The sequence below is a fragment of the Gimesia maris genome, from assembly GCF_008298035.1.
In the GTDB taxonomy this organism is placed as follows: domain Bacteria; phylum Planctomycetota; class Planctomycetia; order Planctomycetales; family Planctomycetaceae; genus Gimesia; species Gimesia maris.
In genome coordinates this window covers 1,121,063-1,143,741 of sequence record NZ_CP042910.1, presented here as the reverse complement: position 1 = coordinate 1,143,741, position 22,679 = coordinate 1,121,063, and the positions used below count along the sequence as shown (strand labels likewise).

Below are 22,679 nucleotides of genomic sequence, written 5' to 3'. Positions count from 1 at the left end.
TCCCTCAGTCGTTTTACGACAACGTAGTCACTGCCTGGATATTAAAAGTACGAAAGCGTCTCCCGGAAGAAGACTCGTATCGCGATTATTAAAATTTCATTGCGACATCAGTTCGCTGTAAGCTTTCCGATGTCAGTCTAAAATCAGAGCTGAATCCTTACTCCCCACCAAACAGGGAAAATCTGGATTGAGCAGGTTTCGGTTCCGCTGAGGCACGTCTCATTTGCGGATCGACGTAACCTGCAGGCTGGATAAACGAATTGTTCTGGCTCTCAGCAGAATTATTCTGGAACCGGTTCTTGATCATTTGCGTAAATCTGCCAGAACGCTGTGGTACTTGGGCCCCCTGATATTGTCCGGGTGCATATGCCTGAGGTCCATTACTGGCCGCAGGCGCTGGTGGCGGAGGTAATGGTTGATGTTGATTCGAGTGTGCTGGATTTCGTGGATTCACCGGCTGCGTCGGGAATGAGCCACGCGACTGGGGAACCGGTAGTGCGGCAGGCCCCTGCTGGTAGGTTCCGGTCGCCGCGGGTGGATAGTAGGGTGAAGCAGGAGCCGGGTTGAACGGCTGGTAACCTACTTCAATTCCCTGGCCGGCACCGCGACCATAAGGCTGCAACTGATAGACGGCTGTGTCCGGAGCCCCTTCTGTCATTGCGTATTTATACAATTCTTTATCCTGAGGTACTGTCACTTCAAAACCAGGATAGGGAGGAACTTCATCCTCTTCCATTGGTCTCACGAGTTGTGGAGTTACCGTAATCAGCAATTCCGACTCTCCCTGACTCGACTGTTTTGAACTGAACAGGTAGCTGCCCACCAGCGGAATTTCTCCCAGCCAGGGAATACGAGTCACCCCGGTTGAAGAATCGTGTCCGAATAAACCGGCCAGAACAATGGTCTGCCCTTCGCGTAACTCGACCGTCGTCTGTGCTCTACGCGAATTCAATCCGGGAATTCCCTGTACCGAGTTGCCATCGTTAATCTGGCTGTATTCCGGCACAATTCGCATCCGAATCAGATCTTTATCAATCACAATCGGCGTCACGACAATGGAGGTACCAAAACCGCGGAATGTTGTTGAAGTTCCCTGCGCACCGCCAACGCCCACAATCGTCGGAACCGCAAACTCACCCCCGGCCAGAAAGCTCGCCGAGTGACCACTCAGGACCGTTAAAGTCGGGCGGGCCATAATTTTGGTCGTACCATTCTGGGCCAGCGCATTGATCAGAACATTCACTTCACCGGCTTCAAAGATACCCGTCAAGGTGGAAGGAACTCCCCCCATTGATGATCCCAGAAACTGTCGACCACCGTCAAACAGCACACTCAAATCCACACCCAGCTGCCTCATCATCGTACGGTTCATTTGCGCTATCGTCACATGGATCATCACCTGGAATTCACCCGGGATCTCTAACATGTTGACAATAAATGAAGAGGCGTAGCCATTGTTTCCTATTCCATCCAGCACACCCCCTGCTGCACCATAACCGCCCCCATAAGCGCCGCCGGCTCCATAAGGCTGAGGTCCCCCCAGGTTTCCTTCATAGTTGATCACTTCACCGCGAATGACGGACAGAATGTTTGCCGCTTCCGTCGCATCAGAGGCCTCTCCCTTGACAATAATTTTTCGTGAGAGAGGGATCAGATACACTTTACTGTTCGGAAAGAGTACCGCAATTTTCCGTTCCAGCTTTCCGTAATCAATCCGCCGCTGACCTTCCAGGCTGGGATCCTGAATCGTATGCACGAGATAAGTAATCGGTGTGTCATCACCTTCAAACCACAACGTTAAGGTTGTTGTTCCCAGTTCCAGACCCACAATGGAGATTTCTGTGGGTGAGTACGTCACGAATTCAATTATTGAAGGATCAGCGATCGCATAACGACGAATACGTGAATTCGTAATGATCAGCTGACTGCGACGGATGATGATTTCCATCTCATCAAAAATACCGGGAGTCGACCGGATCTGAGTCGGCAGAGGTTTCCGGGTAATACGCCCCGTATCCTGTACCATCTGAATTTGAGGTCCGTTCGTCTGAGAGCCTGCGTCCTGAATCGGTATCACCCCTTGTGGCGCTGATTCATACTGTGTCTGGGGCTGAAACTGAGTTTGTGGCAGATATCTCGGGGAGACTCGATGTTGAACTTGCGCAGGTGGTTGAGCATATTGTCGTTGCACCTGAGACGGTGGCGCTGCGGAGCCTCCTCCCCGTTGAAGAGAACGGGGAGGCACCTGCAGCATTGAGGGACCCTGAGCCAGCGCAAGGGAAGCAAGCGACGAGAGACTCGCGACGGTGATCGCAATGATTTTTATTGCATTTTGAAAACGAATCGTTTCAAAATTTCGAATTGCCGATCCCTGGCAGTTCTGCTTGAACATCCGCTGTCGCTCCCCAATTGCCTGTAGACAGGAAAATGGTAATTTGGCGTTATACTAAGGCTCGTACCCAGGGCTGATTAGCGCCTGGTTTATCAACGACATGATTATGAATTAGTAATAACAACTATTTACTCACTACAGGTTATCCTTAACCTGCTTTGTATTTACAATCACGTATCAGATCACCACGTTCCTGCAACAATCGAGGAAAAACACTGTTTTTTCTAAATCTACGAACGCAATTCGGGTAGATACACACCACTTTGTATTGTTTGTATCGGCTAATCATGAAATCAGGATTAGAGTGGTTCGACTTATTTTTACTCTTTTTAACTCCAAGATAAGGGTAAACACTTAGTTACGACTAAAAATAAAACCCAGACCATCGGGCCTGGGTTAGACACTGAAGCATATGCATACCAGTGTTAATTTCCGCTATTTTTAGAGAACTACCAGCGGTAATTCGTATCCCGGTTATAAGTCGGGGCACCGGGGTTATACCAGGGACGTCTGTAACTGTAAGAAGGAAAACGATAGTGACCATACTCGTTCGAGCGATAAAACCCAGGACCAAAATGTTTGGTATAAGGATCTTCCGTTAACGCCTGAGTCTGCATGCCTGTATTTGCTTCATTATAACCTCCATACCAGGTCTGCCCTGCCTGCATGCCTACTTTGGGACTGGTCATTCCATACGTGCCACCTGCTCCCTGTGTCGCACTATAGTAATAAGGTGACCCCACCTGAGGCACAACGTTATTAGGCAGCCAGTACTGATTTCCGCCTTGTACATACCCTCCCCCCTGGTAACCGGGAACGGGTCGAGTCAGCGCATCCGGGTCGGCAGCACCCTGTTGCTGCATCTGCTGTTGCTGCATCTGCTGTTGCATTTGAGGCCGGGCACTGGCAGCAGGATCGGGTACCGGTGATACCGAACTGGGTGGGGGAGGCAGGGTGCCTGATTTTCCCAGATCCGCTCCCGGGATGATGACATCATCTGCATACACGGCAACACAACTGACGGTCAGCAGCACCATCACTTGCGTGAGTTTTCTATAATTTCCCATTGCTCTCACACACCTCATGTTAGTATTCAAAAACATCATCTCTGATGAAAAGCAAAAACATTCGCCGACAAACGCAGGACGCCTGGCTCAATTCTGTCAGATCTATATGTAATCGCAAATGACCTTGACCAGTGTGGGATCTGAAGTCACTCGCGTCGATACTTAAACGTACAACCTATTCTTGAGGAGAGACCCGATTCCACACAAAACTTCATACTTCAGACCGTCTTTCGGCAGTTCCTGCCGGTTCAGTTTGACTGGTTATACTAACCCGATTTAAAAATATGCAGGTTGTATCGCGCTTATGTGATTTACATCCTGCGATTTTTATGATGAACCTGAAGGAAAGGCGCTTTGATATTCCGATAAATAGGATAGCGGGGAAATATCTCGCGCAGAGGATCCAGAGAAAACAGAATGTTTATTCAATTCATCAGGCAGATCAGAATGACTGTCTGATGATCAAGAGGGATTTTGATATGTCATCAACTTTAATTGCCATTGCAATCGCAGCTTCTGTCGGCGGAGATCCGATTTATTCCGACGGAGCATACGGAGCGTATGGTACTGAAGCAATCCCTTACGAAGCCGGTCAACCCATGACCAGTTCCGGAGTCACGGGTGGAATCTACGGCGACCCACGCTTTCCATTCGATTCACAGTACCCGTGGCAGCATGGATACTTTCAGGAAATTTCGCCCTACAGTGGCTACCACTATTTCAAGCCTTATAACTATCGGCATGTGCTCTCGCAGACTCAGACAGCAAACGGCTGGGGAATCACTCCGCAACTGGCTTATTCGCAGCATTTCTGGAACCGCTATCATGAGCAGGCAGCCTGGAAAAATTATGCCCTCCCGCCGCGCGAAGAAGATATCGAAGAAATTCAGCAGCGTAAACGAGATTTCCAGGAACGCCGCGAAGAACTGAAGTCTTCCTACTATCAACCTCAGCAGGCCATGATTCCGGTTGACTACCAGCAACAGGCGCCCTATCAGCAGCAGTATCAGCAACCAGCACCACTGCAGCAGCAATACCGGCAGCCTCAGTATCAGCAGCCTCAACCGCAGCAGCAATATCAACGCCCCCAGCATCAGCAGCAATACCAGCAGCCACAGTTGCAGAACTCCTACCCCGTCAATTCACCAGGGTACGAACAGAAACCGGTCTATATCAACCGCTGAGAATCGGGCGTTCGCTGTTTAATACCCGTCTGTTGTCAGGACCCGCGCGACTTCTGCGGTTGTTACAGGTTGAATCAACCCCCGTTCCGTAATGATCCCGGATATATATTTCGCAGGCGTCACATCAAAAGCGGGGTTATAGACATCGACTCCCACAGGAGCCGTCTGTTTCCCGAAACCATTCGTGATTTCCTCCGGCAGCCGTTCTTCAATGGGAATCTGACTACCGCTGGCCAGGCTCAGGTCAAATGTGCTGGAGGGAGCTGCAATATAAAACGGAATCTCATGCAGACGCGCCAGTAACGCAACAGAGTAGGTTCCGATTTTATTGGCGGAATCTCCGTTGGCGGCGATGCGATCTGCCCCGGTCACGACAGCCTGAATTTTCTGCTCCTGCATCACCCAGCCTGCCATCGAATCGGTGATCAAAGTGACTGGTATACTACGCTGCATCAGTTCCCATGTGGTCAGCCGGGCTCCCTGCAGCAGAGGTCGCGTTTCATCAGCATAGACGCGAATCTCTTTTCCCTGTCGCGCCGCTTCAAAGAACACGGACAGCGCAGTTCCTCCACCCGAAGTCGCCAGCCCGCCTGCATTACAATGTGTGAGTACGCCATCCCCTTTGGAAAGCAGTTCGGCACCAACTTCCCCGATCTTGTGACACATCTCCAGGTCTTCCTGTTCAATGCGTTTCGCTTCTTCCAGCAGGCGCGTATGCATGTCCGTATTGGAAAGCACCGGCAAACTCGCTGCCAGATTCTGCAGGCGATCCAGTGCCCAGAACAGATTCACTGCTGTCGGCCTGCTTTCTGCCAGGTAGGTCGCCGCTTCGGTCAATCGCTGATCAAAGTCGGGCCGTTCGTTACCGGTTCCTGTCTGCAACGCAATTACCACACCGTAAGCAGCGGCAATACCAATCGCCGGCGCGCCGCGCACACGCAGTTTTTTAATTGCTTCCCAGACCGTCTCCACATCGCGGCATTCGATTTCACGAAACTCCATTGGCAACAAAGTCTGATCGATCATCTGCAGATATCCATCTGTTCCACCAATCCAGCGCATCGTTGCGACATCTGAAGCCATTCGATTCTGTAGATTCATATTCCAGGTTTCTTCCATCTGAGAGGAATGGGAAATTCGTTTTGCAAGCGAACTCACATTCTAGTCAAAATCACCTCAAACAAAAAACCCAACGGTTTGACGGGGTTTTCCATTGATTCTGGTAATTGCACTTTGGTATGCTCAAATCTGCACGCCTTATTAAAGATCCTTAAATATCACAGGATTTTCCTTCCTGATTAACCGTCAACTGCTGAATATCAAGGAAACAATATTATGCTCCCAACAACTGCCCGGAAATTATTCTCACTTGGCCTGATCGCTGTACTCGGCCTGGCGGCCCCCCTGTCCGCTGAAGAACACTGTGACAGCGACTTTAAAAGCATCTTCAACGGTAAAAACCTGGATGGCTGGCAAGGTGCCACAGACGGTTATTATGCAGAGGACGGCATGCTGGTCAGCAAAAAAGACAGTGGTGGAAACCTTTTCACCGACAAGGAGTACAAGAACTTCGTCCTGCGGTTCGATTTCAAACTGGAACCAGGTGCCAACAACGGAATCGGATTCCACGTTCCGCTCAACCCCAAAACCAGTCCAGCTTATGCCGGCAAAGAAATTCAGATTCTGGATGACACCGCAGACAAGTACGCCAAATTGCAGAAATACCAGTATCACGGTTCACTGTATGGAACGGCCCCTGCCAAACGCGGTCACCTGAAGCCCGTCGGCGAGTGGAACACCCAGGAACTGCTGGTGGATGGCAATAAAGTCAAAGTCACACTGAATGGCACAACCATCGTCGACTTCGATATGACCGACGCCAAGAAAAACGGCACCATCGACGGCAAAGATCATCCCGGCCTGAAACGGGAATCCGGTCATCTCTGCCTGTGTGGTCATGGCGCCAAAATCGAGTTCAAAAATCTGCGAATCAAAGAACTCGAGTAAGCCCCTCCCCCTATTTTCGACCTGATAGAAACAGGATAAGACCGATGAGTTCAGATCAGAAACCGGCTTCTTCAAAAGTGACACGTAGAAGTTTCCTGCAGACCGGTAGTGCCGTTGCCGCCGGTCTCGCATGGACTGCCCAAAGTTATGGGAGTATTCTTGGCGCCAACGACCGGATTCGTGTCGGCTTTATCGGCGCGGGCGGTATGGCCAACGCCCACATGAATACATATAACGCTATTCGTGAACAGAATAATGTCGAAGCAATTGCGGTCGCTGACTGCTGGACCACACGCGCAGAAGAAGGCAAAGCAAAGACCGGCGCGAAGCACGCCTTTTCTGATTACCAGAAGGTTCTGGATATCAAGGACATCGACTATGTGACCATTGCAACGCCGGAACACTGGCACGCGCAAATGACGATCGATGCCCTCGACGCCGGCAAAGCTGTCTACTGTGAAAAACCGATGACGCACAGCATCCCGGAAGCACAGGCCGTCATCAAAAAGCAGAAAGAGACAAAGCTCCCGATCCAGGTAGGTGTGCAGGGCATGTCCGATGATTCGTATTCCTCCGCCGCCAAAGCCATTGAAGAAGGCGTACTCGGCCAGGTCGTACAGGCCCAGATCGAATACGTCCGTCGCTACGGAGAACAGGGGCCCTGGCGTCGTCCCGGCCTGAAAGATGATGAAGCGAAACCAGCTGACCTCGACTGGAATGCCTGGCTCGGTCATGCTCCGAAAGTCGACTGGAACCCGCATCACTATTTTGAATGGCGAAACTATTCACAATACTCGGGAGGCATCTGCACCGACCTCTTCATCCATCGTATTACCCGCATCATGAAAGCCTGCAACCTGCTTTATCCCCGACGCGTTGTCGGCATGGGTGGGATCTGGCAGTGGAATGACGGACGGAATCTGCCTGACAACTTCGAAATGATCTGCGAGTATCCCCGCGGCATGACGGTTTATGTTCTGGGAACCATGAGCAACCGCGTCGGCATCGATCATCTGATTCGCGGTTATCGAGGCACACTCTACTTCACCCGCGAAGGCTGGGTCGCCAAAGACAAAGACGGCAAAGTACTGGCCGAGCATAAGAAGTCGGGCGCAGAAGATACCAAACTGCACCACACAAACCTGCATAACCATCTTCGAAACGGTGAAGCGTTGAACTGTCCGACGGAACTGGGACTGGCAGGTGTTGTCGCAGTCAACATGGCAAACGAGTCCTGGCGCAGCGGACAGATGATGGGCTGGGATACCGAAAACGAAAAGATGGCTCCCGCGAATACTCTGGAATTAAGCCACTTTCCTGAAAGCAGTTCCTGAGTCACAACTTTGTGGCCCGGAACTGAGGAACGAGAACACAAACGCCCTGGAAGCAGGGCGTTTTTTCTTATGAGGTGAAGATCGCATCAATCCTGCAGCAGAACTTATAACGCACCACTGCCAGTCAGTATCACGCGAATGGTTCTGAACAGAATTTTAATGTCGTTCCAGATACAGCAGTTCTGCAGGTACATCAGGTCCAGCGAAACTTTGCGGCGGAAGCTTTCGACATTGTTGTCGTAACCGTTCACAATCTGTGCGACACCTGTCAACCCGGGCTTCAATCCCAGGCGGTTGATATAATTGGGAATCTCTTTGCTCAAGCCTTCGATGAACTCCGGTCGTTCAGGACGCGGGCCAACTAATGTCATTTCACCTTTGAGAACATTCCAGAGCTGAGGTAGTTCGTCCAGCCGTGTTTTCCGCATGAAGCGTCCCAGCTTCGTCACCCGGGGGTCTCCCTGGACGGCGAATTGCGCACCATTTTTTTCTGCGTCCACAGTCATCGTCCGGAATTTATACAGAGTGAACGGCATTCCATAACCCGATTCATCACGACGGTCAGAACCAGGTTGACGACGATCGGCCTGTAATTCCAGTTCGGCTAAATCCACCTGCGCCTGACGACGGTCATTCTTCGACTGATTTCTCAGGTTCAAGCCCACGCGCGTCTGTTTGAAAATTGCCGGGCCGGGCGAGGTAAGTTTTACCAGCACAACCAGGAACAGCAGTAACGGCGCGAGCAGTACCAGCATCGTAAAAGAAACGGCGATATCCATCAGCCGTTTCAGCAGCCGCGTGCGTTCGGTCAGATTGCGAACATCCACCCGTGGTTCGTCCAGATGCAGTCGCGTCAGCCAGCCAGTCGAACGCCACAGCTCGACATCCATGTATCCTTTCACCAGGTCGGACAACTCTCCGGGTGGTATCAGGGCTTTACCTGTCTGACTGGTTTTACCTGCGATCACTGAACTCATGACAAACGCTTTCATCCATTTTTGTGTAATCAGAATTGCCCCGGATCGTCAGACGAGAGGCAGAGTCTGAAGCGTCGGCGATACAGGGGCTGCTTTTATAAGTACTTACACTGCAAAGCTAGCTTGAAATTGACGCCCATGTTTTGATAAGTCAGTCAGATCGTTACAAGTCAGCCGAGTCACTGTCACTCCGATACAGGCTGTACAAACAAAAACGGTTACAGGAATCAGAACGAATCTGTTTCCTGTAACCGTCGTATCGATTGTCAGTATTGATCCAGCAGTGATCAGAGTCTACAGGGAAGAGTCCCCTTTGATCTGGCTGGACAATCCACCAGCGGCGGGCAGATACATCTTTTCGGCATAATCCATGACCATCCGGTCCGCGTTAAACCGCCAGCCCAATGTGCGAATTCCGTTTTTCATGCGGGCAATCCACTCCAGAGGCAGATCGTCGTAGTTCCGGTCGTAATACAGGGGAATCACTTCTTCTTTCAGGACCTTCATCAGGTTCAGACCGTCACGGTCATCCTGAATTTCCTGGTTGACATGGGTCCGTCCTTCGCCAATGGCAAACCCGTTGCTGCCATCGAAGGCTTCCGCCCACCAGCCATCCAGAATGGAACAATTCAAGCCACCATTCAATACCACCTTCTGACCACTGGTCCCGGAGGCTTCCAGGGGACGGCGGGGATTATTCAACCAGACATCGACACCCTGTACCAGATGCCGACCAAGGTTGATGTCGTAATCTTCCAGAAGCACAATCTTGCCTCGGAACGGTGGTTCCTGGGTCAATTTGAAAATCCGCTGGATGATCTGCTTACCCCGTTCATCCGCGGGATGTGCTTTCCCGGCAAAAATGAACTGCACCGGTCGATCCGAGTCTTCAATGATCTTCAGGAACGTTTCCATATCCTTCATGACCAGATCCGCCCGTTTGTAGGGTGCAAACCGACGAGCAAAACCAATCAGCAGCGCATCCGGATTCAATGCCGTTTTCAAATGGCCGATTTCAGCATCCGAATTGCCACGACGCTGGGCCTGTTTTACCAGCAGATCCCGTGAGAAATGAATCAGGCGATTTTTGAGTGCCTGATGCGTTTCCCACAAATCACCGGGCGTGATCTCTTCAATGCCCGCCCAGACATCGGCCTGGCCGGTTTTATAGTACCATTTGGTCGGCAGCACGCGGTCATAAATCACACGCATCGGTGCCGCCAGCCAGGTTGGCATATGCACGCCGTTAGTGATGTGACCGATGGGAATTTCTTCCTCACTCCGCCACGGCCAGAGCGAGGCCCACATCCGGCGACTCACCACACCATGCAGGCTGGAGACCGCATTGGCCAGTCGGCTCAGCTTGAACGCCAGCACGGTCATGCAGAAGGTTTCCCCTTCATTCTGGGGGTCAACCCGGCCCAGTCCCATTAAAGCATGATGATCCAGACCCAACTGGTCGCCCAGTGGCCCCACGTGTTCTTCCAAGAGACCCGCGTCAAAACGGTCGTGGCCGGCAGGCACGGGAGTGTGGGTCGTAAACACACAGGATGCTGCCACTTCACGCAATGCGTCATCGAACGAGAAGCCGTCTTCGTGCATCCGGTTCCGCACGCGTTCCAGGGGCGCGAATGCCGAGTGACCTTCATTCATGTGAATCACGCTCGGTTCAATGCCAATCGCTTCCAGCGCCTTGACACCACCGATCCCCAGCATGATTTCCTGGCGGATGCGGGTTCGCTGATCGCCACCATACAGACGTGCGGTCAGATTCCGGTCTTCCTGGCTGTTTTCCGGTACATCCGTGTCCAGCAGATACAAAGGCACGCGTCCCACGTTGATCCGCCAGACCTTGGCAAAAATTTCACCTGAGCGGGTCGTAACCGAAATCATCACCGGCTTGCCCTCGGGTGTGTAAGCGGGAATGATCGGCAGATTCTCGGTCTTGGCTTCCGTATACGATTCCTGCTGCCAGCCGGCTTTATCGATGTGCTGTGAGAAATAACCTTCCCCGTAAAATAGACCGATGGCAACCAGAGGTAATCCCAGGTCCGAAGAACTTTTCAGATGGTCACCCGCCAGAACACCCAGGCCGCCGGAATAAATATGCAACGATTCGTGAATCCCGAATTCCGCCGAGAAATAGGCGGCACAGCGATGCCCCAGAATGGTCGCGTTAGTCGACCCCCAGGTATCAGAGCGATCCATGTATTCCAGCCAGCGACGATAAGCCACGTTCACACGGGAGTGCAGGCTCAGGCTGCTTAATTTATCATCCAGTTGTTCCGGCGAGTATTCTTTCAGCAGCAGAACCGGGTTATGATTCAGTTCAGACCATTTATCAGGATCAATCAGATGAAATATTTGTGTGACATCAGGCTGCCAGCTCCACCAGAGGTTACTGGCCAGTTCACAAAGTTTCTCATAAACAGTTTTTTTCTTAGCCATTAAAGATCCATCCAATCCATTGCAGTTGTTTATCGTTCGGTCATTCCTCAGCACCTGACTGAGGGTGATACTGATGTCACTCTTGATTGCTTTGCCTGACTGATCGCGAAGCAGCGAAGAAATGAGTCCCCCCAATGAAAGAACCGATTCAAATTCAGGCTTTTAAAGTATAATGAACTCGTAGATAAGTGGGAGTCTTCCCAGTCAAACTTTCAACAGGATAAATTGAACTTACAGACAAGAAGCATTTTACCAGTCAACTTATTTGCCCCAGACTAACTTTCGTGAACTCGTTTGGATTCACAGCCCCATCCCGGTGAAATACAAACACGGGAATTTCTGCACACCATCTCATGTCTGTAGAATCGTTTCACATTTTAGTGAAGTCCAAGCAATTTGAAAGAATTTTTTATCATGAATCTTCAACGTATTTCAGACCTGCCTCCACTGCCTCAACGACCTGTGGATTCACATAAAGGAACGTTTGGAAAAGTTCTGGTGATTGCCGGCAGTGCGGGGATGAGCGGCGCTGCCTCTCTCTCAGGAATGGGCGCCCTCAGGGGTGGCGCCGGACTCGTTTTTCTAGCCGTTCCCCATGAAATTCAATCCATCGTCGCTGCCGTGAATCCCTGTTACCTTACCCTGCCGCTGCACGTCGAACCGTCAGGTCACTTGACGGGCCCGTCAGCAAAGTTTCTGCTGGGTCAGATTGACGACTTCGCAGCCATCGCGATTGGTCCCGGACTCGGGAAACTTCCCTGGGTGCAGATGCTGATCTGGAAACTTTATGCAGAGCTCAAACAGCCTTTAATCATCGACGCGGATGCTTTAAACGTGATTGCAGCATCGAACCAGCATCTGCCTGCTGCCGCGGGACCCCGCCTGTTTACACCCCACCCCGGTGAGTTCGCACGGCTCACGGGAAAAAGTATCTCCGAAATCAGTGAAGATCGAGAAACACACGCGTGCGAATACGCACAACAGCAACAGGTCGTATTACTCCTGAAAGGAGCAGACACAGTCATTACGGATGGCTCCCGCATCACCGTCAACACAACGGGCAACAGCGGCATGTCAACCGGTGGCACAGGTGATGTCCTCACCGGTCTGTTGACCGCATTGTGTGGTCAGGGCATGCCTGCTTTTGCCGCCGCACAACTGGCAGCGCACCTGCATGGGCTCGCCGGAGATCTGGCAGCAGAGGATCTCTCACAACCCGCGCTCATCGCCTCGGATCTGATCGACTACCTGCCTGATGCCTGGCTGCAACGGCAAAATGAAACGAATATCTGATGTCTATTCTGTTTTCTGAGAAACAGCCTGGCCAGTTGGCATCGGATAAACGGGGGCATTCAAATCGGGTTTGCGTTTTAACAGTTCTGATAACTGAAAACCGTAATACTTCTGATTCGCAGCCGGCTTCCCGTCGGAACTCGCATTCGCGACCCAGAGCTTTGTCGATTTAGGCTCGAACAACACATTGTGCAGATTGGACTTCATCGCGACCGGGCGGCTCATCAGTTCGATCGCCGACTCAGCCGTGAATTCGCCATAGCCCTGCTTGACCCGTTTGGACAGTTCCTGGTAACGATCGCCGGCTGACAGCAATGCGGCATCTTTCACCGGGTTCGGCAGCAGGGGATGCGATTCGCCTGGTTGAATCAGTTCCATCTTCTCCCAACTGGTCGCCATGCCTACAGAACGATTTGTTTTGCCATCCGCAATCACATAATAATATTCGCACGTGCGATAGTTATCGCGAAACACGGCGATCGCTTCATCCAGATCTTTCGCTGTCTCCAGGACTTCGCGGACCAGAAACGCCATCGGCACTCCCGACCAGTGTCCCAGCCCCCGGCCTCCCATTTCGCCTATCGAAACAGACTGCATATTCATACCGGTCACAGAGCCAATGAAACCGGCGTAGGAGACATTGACAAACGGAATTCCCCCTTTCGGTTCCGCAACGACCAGCACCGCATGATCCTGCAGACCCCAGTCACAGGCATAGTCCAGCACGCGACCATGATACAGGGTTCCGTCTTTCGTCGCAGAATTGGCAATCGAAAAACCGCTGCAGTGAAACATCTCCGGAATGAAGTTCGTCGCTCTCACATCTTCATAAGCGATCCCGGCACCGGCTGCCAGGCCCTGCATCTCGTCTACATATTTCTGAGGTGTGTAAGGTTTCTGAATTTGAACTACCGTTTCAATCGCCTGTCGGGGTTTCAGTTTCACCGGACCCAGGTCGACCAGGGTAGTCTCCCCTTTTTCATTGAGCAGGTTGTACATGTTCTTGCGAACGTCTTCTTTCAGTAAGACTCCCTGCTGATAACCCATCTCGTAATGAGTTCCCTTCAAATGCAACACATAATAACCGTCGATCTTTTCCAGCCAGCCTTCGCCACAACGGGCGATCGTCTGGGCCGACGCAACGACCGGACTTAGACAGACCAGCGTCAGCAGAAGCAAAAAACACAAAACAGAGAAACGGCGAGGGCTACGAAACATACGAAGATCCTTTTCAATCATCAGAACGATTGGGAACCGGAGACAGGGAATGTTTTCCAGTCAGAGACACATTATGACAAATCTCATGTGAGATACAAAATTAATTTGATCAAGGCTCATTAAAAATGAACATAAACACACTTTTCAGCCTCACCTTGCAATTACAAGCCCCTTAGACTTGCATTCAGTCACTGTAATGTGTGAAGATTGACGGCGCGGAGACCTGAAGTTACTGTAGATACCTCACACCGATGGATCCGGTTTCAAAGAACTGCTCTTGAAACTGTTTAGTGTCTTCCCAGATTGTATTTTACGTCTCTCCATTCGCTCTTTGTTAGCAATCTCTATGTTTCGAGTTTTAGGCAACACTGTAGTCCGTTACTGGCAAATCATTCTTGTATGCTGGGTTGTAGCAGTAGCAGGGATTTCTTACGTCGCGCCGGAATGGTCTTCGGTGGTCATGAATGGCGAGTTCGCATTTCTCCCCGCTGACTCTCCCAGTCTGCAAGGCGAGAAACTGTTCAAACGCGCCTTCCCCGATGATCTGCTGGCAAGCAGCATTGTCATCGTTGTTCGGCGTGAACACGGCGACCAGGGACTTCGTCCGCAAGACCTTAAATTTATCGAAGACACTCTCAAACCACAGCTTGAAGACATTGTGGAAGAACAGGGAGGCTATGCCACCGAGAGTAAAGAGCACGGTATAGAATCAAATAAGTCGAACATTTCGCGCATTCGAACCTATACCGATAAATCCATCGGCGATCTGCTGCAGAGTGAAGACAACAAAGCCTCACTGGTCATCGTAGAACTCTCCACGGAATTTCTGGATCAGAGTAATGCGAAAACCGTTGAGAGCATTGAGAATCTCCTTAAAAAAGACGAATTCAAAAAATCGATTGAGCCCGGCCTCGATATCACCCTCAGCGGCATCGCCACTGTCGGCCGCGATATGATTCGGGCTGCGAACCAGAGCGCCGAAGCTACCGAACTCTGGACGGTACTCCTGGTGATCCTGCTGCTGATCATCATTTACCGCGCTCCCATCCTCGCGTTAATCCCGCTGTTCACGGTCTTCGTCTCGGTCAAAATCGCACTCTCCGTCCTGGCAATTCTGGGATCCTGGGGCTGGGTAGGCCTGTTCTCCGGCATAGAAATCTACGTAACGGTCATTCTTTATGGTGCGGGAGTCGACTACTGCCTGTTCCTGATCGCCCGGCACAGAGAGGAACTGGATAAGGAATGTACCTTCAAAGAAGCCATTTCCAATTCCATTGCCACCGTCGGCGCTGCCCTGGCTGCCAGTGCCGGGACCACAATGTGTGGTATCGGGATGATGGTCTTCGCAGAATTCGGCAAGTTCCAGCAGGCCGGCATCGCTATGGCACTCAGCCTGTTCTTCGTTCTGATTGCTTCCCTCACACTTTCACCCGCGCTGCTCTGCCTGGCGGGCCGCTTCGCCTACTGGCCGCAGTCATTCAATGAACGCGTCGCGATTTCCGCCGGCTGGCTCACCCCGTCCAGTGTCATGGCACGCCTGATGCAACGCAACTGGGCCGGTTCGCTCTGGGAATCGGTCTCGCTGGCGTTACTCAAAAAACCCGGAAAAATCTGGCTTTCTACTTTCCTGGTCCTTTTTCCATTCGTCCTGATCAGCCTGGCCTGTTATGGAAATTTAAGTTATGGACTCTTATCTGAACTTCCCAGCGAAGACCCCAGCGTGGTTGGCACCAAAGCCGTCCAGGGCCATTACCCGGCGGGCGCAACAGGGCCGCTGACGCTGCTGTTTGAAAATCCCGACGTCAATTTTTCCGATTCCAAAGGTCGCGAGGCCATCGAAAAACTGACCGCTGACCTCTTAAAAAATAAAGAGGAACTGGGCATCGCCGATATCCGCAATATGACCAAACCATTTGGTATTGGTGCCGCGGATGAAATGGAAAAAGCCAGAGACCTGCGCGGCCTGGCAAAATTACGCGCTATCAGCCGCATTAAAGTCATTAAGAACTACTACGTCAGCTCCGAGCCCGAACTGGAAAATCATGTCACCCGCATGGATCTGATCCTCGAAAAAGATCCCTTCTCACATGACAGTATGATGCAACTGGAGCGGGTTAAAAAAGCAGTCAGTAAATCACTGCCCGCAAATCTGCGTACCGACACGAAACTTTATTACATCGGCGCTACCGCCAGCATCAGCGACCTGAAATCCGTAACCGATCAGGATCAGGCTCGCATCGATATCCTGGTACTCGGCAGCGTATTTATCATTCTGGTGATCCTGCTCCGCCGACCGGCTATCTCAGCTTACCTGATCCTGAGTGTCTTCTTCAGCTACCTCGTGACACTCGGAGTGACCTTTACCGTCTTCTGGGCCCTGGATCCACACAACTTTACCGGCCTCGACTGGAAAGTGCCGATGTTCCTCTTCACCATTCTGATTGCCGTCGGCGAAGACTATAACATCTACCTGATTACCCGTATCGATGAAGAACAGAAAACCAAAGATCCCGTCGACGGCGTGATCTCAGCCCTCAAAAGTACGGGCGGCATCATCTCCAGTTGCGGGATTATCATGGCGGGCACCTTTTCCTCACTGATGGCAGGGACCCTGGTCGGCATGCAGCAACTCGGCTTTGCCCTGGCGTTCGGCGTACTGCTCGATACCTTCATCATTCGCCCCATCATCGTACCCGCCTACCTGATCATGCTCTATCGCGGCTACTTCGGCTCCTGGGGAAAATATCTCGGTGCCGCCCAGTTCCTCGACACCAAACCCCAACCTGAACTCGATTCAAGCCACGCAAAATGATTTGCGATCACAGCGGGTGGCCTCGAATCCAATTCGAGGTTGTCGCAGACAACAGGAGGTCGCAGGATACGCGTGGGCTCGTCAGGAACGCACCTCATACGATCAACCTGATCCCACGGTAGACGCACCCTCAACTCGCACGATCACACCACAACCTCCTGCTCGCTCCGCTCGGCCCGAAATCTACTCGGGCCGACCCAGGTAACAGGAAAAGTCAAAGGCGTGAACTACGGATTCGAATGAATCACCAGTTCCGGCAGACTGGCCGAACGCGTTCCACTGATCGGGGGATTGTCCGCAGGTCGGAACGTGAAGACCACAGAGAACTTGGCCTGGTCGGTAAAATTGCGGGTCGCCGCATGAAACGTGCGGCAGTGGAACAACAGGATGTCCCCCGGATGCAGTTCTGCAGACACACTGGTTTCAATCAACTCCTGGTTTTCCGGCAGATCGGGTCGCAGGAAGATCCGTTCGTCCAGTCGATGCGGTTCAAAAGTCATGCGATGCGTGCCCGGAATGACTTTCAGGCAGCCATTGTCTGTGTTCTCTTCGCCCAGCGCCACCCAGACGCTGATCAGCTCTCTCCGCTCAAACGACCAGAAGCGGATATCCTGATGCCACATCGTGTCGCTGCTGAATTCCGGCTGCTTGGTCATGATGCAGTTATGATGTGCCAGCGGCATTACATAATCGGGCCCCAGTAACTGCGACAGCCGATTCACCAGCGCCGGATGACTCACCAGTTGGGTGAAGCTCATCCCGCGACTGTGCGACTGTAGCAGCCGCCGCACGGTTTCGCCGCCGGCCACATTCCGCGAACTGGGAGAACCGGGATATTCCACGTCGGCTTCATACTCGACCGGCTCCACCACCCGTGACAGTCCATCCTTTGTCGCTGCCAGCATTTCCTGCCGCAAGGATTCGGGACAGAGATTACGTAAAATCAGGTAGCCGTCCTGCTCGAATTTCTCAACTTCTTCCGCAGACAGCCGCTCCCGGGTCAGGGACTCTGATGATGATGACATAGTTCTCAACTCTGATCATAAAGACACACGCCGACAACGAAGCTCAAAAACAGGCCTCGCTCCGGCAGACTCCGATATCATACAATTCCGCTTCTGAAAATTAAAGTAGTGAAATTGTGTAATCTTCCTGATCTGTTCCTGTCTCCTGTCTGCAGGCTCTAAGCCACTGATCTGAAAACACAAACTCAATCCAAGCGATCAGAAATAACGGCAGAGCTGGTCCCGCCCCACCTCTCGCGATAGCGATCATTCGATTTGATGAACAGAAAAATCGGCCCGTAAAATATTACATAAGGCACCCAGCCCAGGGTAATTACCAGCCCCGACAACATATTATCGACCTGCCCCGGCTGCATGCTCAGCTGCTCCCACAGAATCTGCGTGCCCCAGAAAAATATGCCCCCGATGAGAAAACCGGGATCACGCTAGACCGCCATCAGAATCACGGGAACAGTCAGAAAAGCAATCAGGAACGGCAGAGTTGCCTCGAACAGCAGCCAGAGAATTACCGGAACCACCAGGGTCAACAGCAGTAGCAATAGCCCGGTTCGCCACGAAATCGGTTTTAAGTACGAATGTTGCATAACGCCTCCGTTGAATACGGATCGAATGACGATCACTCACATTTCATCCGCTCACACACCTGCTCCAGATACATCCCGTCGGCACCATTTAAGGATACCTCCCCGTGAAGTGGAACCCAATACAATTCAAACAGAATCGGCTGTGCACTCCCATCACCGGGCGTCTGCTCTGCATGTCGCCAGCGTGCTTTCCGTTCTCCCTCATATTGCAGATGGTAAAACCAGGCATCAATGATTTCCTGTTTTCCGAACGGTTCCAGATCCATTTTCTGGCGGGCAATCAGGACTGGACTCGAAAAACCATTCAGCCCCGTTTCTTCGCGTGCTTCCCGCAGTGCCGCGTCTTCCGGAATCTCTCCCGGCTCAATCGTCCCGCCGGGGATCTGCGTTCCTGCCTCCGGAAAATCAACGTGGTCAAACACCAGCAGATGATCCTCGTTCGTAATGTAGAGAAACACGCGATTGCGATAGGTCATGCGAACCTGCTTTGCCAGAGAAAACTCATCCGTTGTCCCGATTCACAATCAGCTCCAGATCCGCACGAGGATTGAATATCCGCTGTTTGATCAAATCCGGCTTGAGCACCACGTCCCTCAATTCCGCCAGTGAAAACCAGCCGAACACTTCCTGCACATCCTCGACCGTTGCCGCGATCGCAGTCCCGTGCCAGGTGACTTCGTAAACCGTGCAGATCTCGTGAAACCGCCGGTCGTCCAGATTGAAGAAGTTCTCTACGATCGCCGTCGGTTTCCGCACTTCAAAGCCCGGCCCGATCTCTTCGGTCAGTTCCCGCCGCACCGCGGTCAGCGAATCTTCGTTGACCTTAATCCGCCCGCCCGGCAGAAACCACCAGTCATGCCCAGGCGGACGGCACAACAGCACATCATCCCCCCGCCGCACAATCGCCGCCACACGCAGATTCACACGGTACTCATTCAAATCGATGCAGATGTCTGTCATCTTATAATCATATCCCAGTTGAATCAGGATTATTGAGTTCCATTATAGAAATTGAACTCCATCGCCTTCTCTGTAAACCCTATTGTCAATTAAATCTTCTTCAGGAAATAACTGCAGTATTTTCTTTTCAGCATACTGTTTCAACAAACTTTGTTCGGTGAAATCATTTTCATCTAACGTAATAACGACTTCCTGAGGGACGGCAAACGCAGCTAATAATGTTGCATAAAATTTGATAAATCCTTCCCAGACTTTTGACTGTCTCAACTCGACAACACAATCAAATGCCTCTTCCTCCTCATATCTGACAAACCCAATTTGTTTGGCAACTAAATAACTTCCACCAGATGTATAAATAATTTTATCCAAACCACTAGATACCACTCGAAAACCAGTAACTCTCAGTAGCTCATGCCATTCACTTGAGTGAAATGCCCTTCCCTTAAATCTTATTTTTGCTTCTGCAATCATTTCCACTTCTCCGACTCTGTACGTTCATCCAAACCGTCTCTTTTTTAATCCCCCAGCTATGATAGTGAATCACCTTCTCCTGGCGGAATCTTGCAGCAGTCATCCCTGTCACTTTCAATTCGCCAGTAGTTTCATCACATGTTTCCAACCAAAGCGTCTGGCCAGATCATAAGGCGTGTCGCCCTCCGGTGTTTTCAAGGTCGGATCGGCTCCATGCTCCAACAGGATTTTGACGACTGTCGCATTGCCGGCCAGTGCATCGCGGTGCAGCATCGTCCAGCCCTCTTCATCTGTGTCTGTCACCATTTCTCTAGATTCCTGCAACGCTGCTTCCAGCGACTCACCCATGTTAATACACATCGGATGTTCCAGCATATTCTGCTTGCGCACTTCCGGATCAATCACGGGTTTCTTCCCGAACAGTCGTCCCAGAAATCCCACCGGTTCCGTGGGTACATAGACGACTTCAATCTCGTCCGGATCGCCAAAGTCCATGCCCCAGGCCTGATCGTGCGCGCGTTGCTGGCTGGAAGACATCCGCGAACGAATCAGGTTTACGGTATATCCGCCATACGCTCTCCCCCGAACGGCAAAGATCCAGTCCGAGATTGCAGACATCGGCTCACAGATCTGATCCCCGTCTTTCACATTGGTCAGCCACTCCGGGTCATTGTTGAGCGTTCCCATAATCTCTCTGCCATTACAGTCAATGCCGTTCACCCACATATGCTCGGTATCCGGGTCGCCAGGGGCCACGTCCGGATCGTGAAAGGCCACTTTGACAGCAGCAAAATCCAGACCGGGGATGATCCGACGACATTCCCAGGACAACTCCCGCCAGAAATACTTAAATGTTTTCCGCGCCTGCTGGCTGGCTTTCACCATGTCAGGATCATCGCTTTGATACAAAACAATATTTTCCTCTTCACTCATCGCCTTACTCTCCCCGCAAACTAACTCAATTGACTGAACTACTACAAATGCCTTTTAAAAAACACACATGGGATACGTAAATTGGCAGAGACAACTATCACCGTTCACATGAAGCGAAAGCGCTGATCCGAGTCATCATCCAGCAGCGAACTGAACGCACAGGGATCCGGAAGTTCCAGTGCACAAGCCAGGCGGAAGCCCAGCGGGATCACCCAGAACGGCGCATCACTGTAGTAAGGCGAAGCTGGTTTCGACATGTTATAAAGCGTTTTCGCACAGCTCTCTTCGAACGCATATTGTGCCAGCGCGCGGCTCGCATTCTGTTTACGGGCGATCACCGTTTTCTGTCTGATCCGCTCATACAGCGCATCTGCTTCATCCCAGGGCTCCAGGCACTCACTCATCCTGAGCAATATCTGCAGCGTGATTTTGTCATCACAGAAAGGCAGGAAATAAGCGATCATCTCGCGAATCGAGTCTGCTGTTTCATAGTGTCTCATCATCAATCCTCCAGTTAAGTGAGTGCTCACTGAAGTCAAACTACCAACACTTCCACAAACCAGCTCAACACAACATCATTTAAAATATTCATGCAGCCGGGATTCCCTGTAAACGACATCTGTCTTCGCCAGCATGTCATGCCAGCCGTGCTTCTGCCGTGAACCGGCGATCCAGAAAAAGCCCATCAGAAATGGCAGATAGGAAGTAATCTTCGACAGGTTTCGGATGACCGAACAACCAAACGAAATCCGGTTTCCCAGCCGGTCCACTACGCGAATCCCCATCAGCCGTTTGCCCAGCGTCCCCTGAACAGAGGAACCTTCCATCAACGCACAATACACGAGCCACACGCCAAACGAAATTTCCCGGATCCAGTTTCGTTCGGCCATGAACTGCACCCGCGCATCCACGTTCGTACGGTCCGCGCGATAGGTCGTCCACGTTTCTCCAAAATCTGCATAGAGATAAAAGACTGTCACCACGATAATACTGATCGGGACGATATCAATCACATACGCGATCGTCCGGACCCAGAACCCTGCATACTTCATCCCTGCTGACTCCCTGCTCTGCGATCCCCGATGGTTTATCGCTGTCGGTTTGAGTTGTTCTTCTTTAATGAGAATACCCGGACGCGGGCCGTAAGTTCAACTCGAATCTGGACTTATTCAACCATTTCCGTTGAAGACCGCAGTCCGTGAAGCGCCAGAAAGCTCCTGAGAGTTGTCTCCTCTAAAACGTAATTTCCTGCAGGAGTAACCCTTCTTCCATTAAGGGGACTTGCGCCACCACGGTTCCATCGGGGTCAATCAGCGCGGTCGGGCCATAAGCGATCTGTCCGTCGCGACTCCCCGTTACATCCGCGGAGAGCAGCCAGAGTCCGGTTTCCCGCGTTCGTTCGGCGCGAATTGTATTGTGGCGATGCTTCCACCATTCGGCATTCTCCGGGTGCAGCATATTATAACAGGGGCAGACCATCAGCTGTGCCTGCTGAGAGGCAATCGTTGCTGCACACTCGGGAAGATTCAGCTCATAACAGATATTCACACCAAACCGCAGCCCCTCAACTTCAAACGTCGGCGTCTCGGTCCCCGGATCGAACAATCGTTCCCCGGGCGCCAGCCTGGTCTTGCGGTAACAGCCCAGCAGCGTTCCCTGCCTGACAACCGCCGCGGAAATAAACAATTGCGTGCCTGCTTTCTCAATAAAACCAATCACCAGCGTCGGCTGCAGCGACTCCAGTCGTTTCAAAATATCCGTAAACCTGTCGGAAGAAATATCCAGCGCCCGCTCTCGCGCGAGTATTTCCTTTGTCGTGTAACCCTGCAGATACGATTCGGGAAAGCAGACCAGCGCCGCACCCTGCTCACTGGCCTGTGTTGCATACTCTTTGATCTTTGCCAGCGACTGCTCCAGATCATCCTGCACATCAAACAACTGACAGGCGGCGACTGTGATTTTGTTTTTCATAGT

Annotated in this window: 20 protein-coding genes; 5 read left to right on the top strand and 15 right to left on the bottom strand. The window is 51.7% G+C overall.

Features of this window, described 5'->3' with window-relative positions; all coding sequences use genetic code 11:
* Positions 1–157: 157 nt before the first annotated feature.
* Both GmarT_RS04325 and GmarT_RS04320 read right to left on the bottom strand, forming a co-directional pair.
* Positions 158–2,392, bottom strand: a complete 2,235-nt coding sequence (locus GmarT_RS04325; protein WP_002644138.1) for a type II and III secretion system protein family protein — start codon at positions 2,390–2,392, stop codon at positions 158–160.
* A gap of 449 nt (positions 2,393–2,841) precedes the next feature.
* Entirely contained in the window at positions 2,842–3,459 is a 618-nt protein-coding gene (locus GmarT_RS04320; protein ID WP_002644139.1) for a hypothetical protein, read from the bottom strand.
* A 479-nt stretch (positions 3,460–3,938) separates the two neighbouring features.
* Here GmarT_RS04320 and GmarT_RS04315 point away from each other — a divergent pair, with 479 nt between their 5' ends.
* Positions 3,939–4,643, top strand: coding sequence for a hypothetical protein (locus GmarT_RS04315; RefSeq protein ID WP_149302442.1), 705 nt, complete (start codon positions 3,939–3,941; stop codon positions 4,641–4,643).
* 18 nt (positions 4,644–4,661) lie between these two features.
* Here the strand turns inward: GmarT_RS04315 and mtnA are convergent, their stop codons facing one another.
* A complete protein-coding gene (gene mtnA / locus GmarT_RS04310) occupies positions 4,662–5,744 on the bottom strand; it encodes an S-methyl-5-thioribose-1-phosphate isomerase (RefSeq protein WP_002644141.1) in 1,083 nt (360 codons plus the stop codon).
* 234 nt (positions 5,745–5,978) lie between these two features.
* Here mtnA and GmarT_RS04305 point away from each other — a divergent pair, with 234 nt between their 5' ends.
* Both GmarT_RS04305 and GmarT_RS04300 read left to right on the top strand, forming a co-directional pair.
* Positions 5,979–6,650, top strand: a complete 672-nt coding sequence (locus GmarT_RS04305; protein WP_149302441.1) for a 3-keto-disaccharide hydrolase — start codon at positions 5,979–5,981, stop codon at positions 6,648–6,650.
* A 44-nt stretch (positions 6,651–6,694) separates the two neighbouring features.
* Positions 6,695–7,984, top strand: a complete 1,290-nt coding sequence (locus GmarT_RS04300) for a Gfo/Idh/MocA family protein (RefSeq protein WP_002644143.1) — start codon at positions 6,695–6,697, stop codon at positions 7,982–7,984.
* A gap of 104 nt (positions 7,985–8,088) precedes the next feature.
* Here GmarT_RS04300 and GmarT_RS04295 read toward each other — a convergent pair whose 3' ends face one another.
* Together GmarT_RS04295 and glgP are read right to left on the bottom strand one after the other, a co-directional pair.
* On the bottom strand, positions 8,089–8,961 hold the full coding sequence (locus GmarT_RS04295) for a sugar transferase (RefSeq protein WP_230682371.1): 873 nt from the start codon (positions 8,959–8,961) through the stop codon (positions 8,089–8,091).
* Positions 8,962–9,255: 294 nt separating this feature from the next.
* The gene (gene glgP, locus GmarT_RS04290) at positions 9,256–11,409 is read right to left on the bottom strand and encodes an alpha-glucan family phosphorylase (protein ID WP_044236382.1); all 2,154 of its coding nucleotides are present in this window, start codon (positions 11,407–11,409) and stop codon (positions 9,256–9,258) included.
* Positions 11,410–11,823: 414 nt separating this feature from the next.
* On the opposite strand from glgP, the gene GmarT_RS04285 reads away from it, so the two are divergent.
* A complete protein-coding gene (locus GmarT_RS04285) occupies positions 11,824–12,702 on the top strand; it encodes an NAD(P)H-hydrate dehydratase (RefSeq protein WP_044236324.1) in 879 nt (292 codons plus the stop codon).
* Between the two features lie 3 nt (positions 12,703–12,705).
* On the opposite strand, the gene GmarT_RS04280 is transcribed toward GmarT_RS04285, so the two are convergent.
* Positions 12,706–13,920, bottom strand: coding sequence for a C45 family autoproteolytic acyltransferase/hydrolase (locus tag GmarT_RS04280; RefSeq protein ID WP_044236384.1), 1,215 nt, complete (start codon positions 13,918–13,920; stop codon positions 12,706–12,708).
* A 346-nt stretch (positions 13,921–14,266) separates the two neighbouring features.
* On the opposite strand from GmarT_RS04280, the gene GmarT_RS04275 reads away from it, so the two are divergent.
* Positions 14,267–16,732 carry an MMPL family transporter gene (locus tag GmarT_RS04275; RefSeq protein WP_044236326.1) on the top strand — a complete coding sequence of 822 codons (2,466 nt, stop codon included), beginning with the start codon at positions 14,267–14,269 and terminating at the stop codon, positions 16,730–16,732.
* A 227-nt stretch (positions 16,733–16,959) separates the two neighbouring features.
* Here GmarT_RS04275 and GmarT_RS04270 read toward each other — a convergent pair whose 3' ends face one another.
* The 9 genes from GmarT_RS04270 to GmarT_RS04235 all read right to left on the bottom strand — a co-directional run bounded on the left by GmarT_RS04270 (position 16,960) and on the right by GmarT_RS04235 (position 22,676).
* On the bottom strand, positions 16,960–17,757 hold the full coding sequence (locus GmarT_RS04270) for a phytanoyl-CoA dioxygenase family protein (RefSeq protein ID WP_002644149.1): 798 nt from the start codon (positions 17,755–17,757) through the stop codon (positions 16,960–16,962).
* Positions 17,758–18,182: 425 nt separating this feature from the next.
* Positions 18,183–18,341, bottom strand: coding sequence for a hypothetical protein (locus tag GmarT_RS29375; RefSeq protein WP_155367929.1), 159 nt, complete (start codon positions 18,339–18,341; stop codon positions 18,183–18,185).
* A 32-nt stretch (positions 18,342–18,373) separates the two neighbouring features.
* A complete protein-coding gene (locus GmarT_RS04265) occupies positions 18,374–18,817 on the bottom strand; it encodes an NUDIX hydrolase (protein ID WP_002644152.1) in 444 nt (147 codons plus the stop codon).
* Positions 18,818–18,842: 25 nt separating this feature from the next.
* Complete coding sequence (locus tag GmarT_RS04260; protein WP_002644153.1) at positions 18,843–19,301, bottom strand: NUDIX hydrolase; 459 nt, start codon at positions 19,299–19,301, stop codon at positions 18,843–18,845.
* A 42-nt stretch (positions 19,302–19,343) separates the two neighbouring features.
* Positions 19,344–19,772 carry a hypothetical protein gene (locus GmarT_RS04255; protein WP_002644154.1) on the bottom strand — a complete coding sequence of 143 codons (429 nt, stop codon included), beginning with the start codon at positions 19,770–19,772 and terminating at the stop codon, positions 19,344–19,346.
* A 114-nt stretch (positions 19,773–19,886) separates the two neighbouring features.
* On the bottom strand, positions 19,887–20,705 hold the full coding sequence (locus GmarT_RS04250) for a DUF2314 domain-containing protein (RefSeq protein ID WP_002644155.1): 819 nt from the start codon (positions 20,703–20,705) through the stop codon (positions 19,887–19,889).
* Positions 20,706–20,809: 104 nt separating this feature from the next.
* A complete protein-coding gene (locus GmarT_RS04245; RefSeq protein ID WP_149302440.1) occupies positions 20,810–21,208 on the bottom strand; it encodes a hypothetical protein in 399 nt (132 codons plus the stop codon).
* A gap of 72 nt (positions 21,209–21,280) precedes the next feature.
* Positions 21,281–21,757, bottom strand: coding sequence for an RDD family protein (locus tag GmarT_RS04240; RefSeq protein ID WP_002644157.1), 477 nt, complete (start codon positions 21,755–21,757; stop codon positions 21,281–21,283).
* A gap of 181 nt (positions 21,758–21,938) precedes the next feature.
* Positions 21,939–22,676: a carbon-nitrogen hydrolase family protein gene (locus GmarT_RS04235; protein WP_002644158.1), complete on the bottom strand. Its 738-nt coding sequence runs from the start codon at positions 22,674–22,676 to the stop codon at positions 21,939–21,941.
* Between the last annotated feature and the right edge of the window lie 3 nt (positions 22,677–22,679).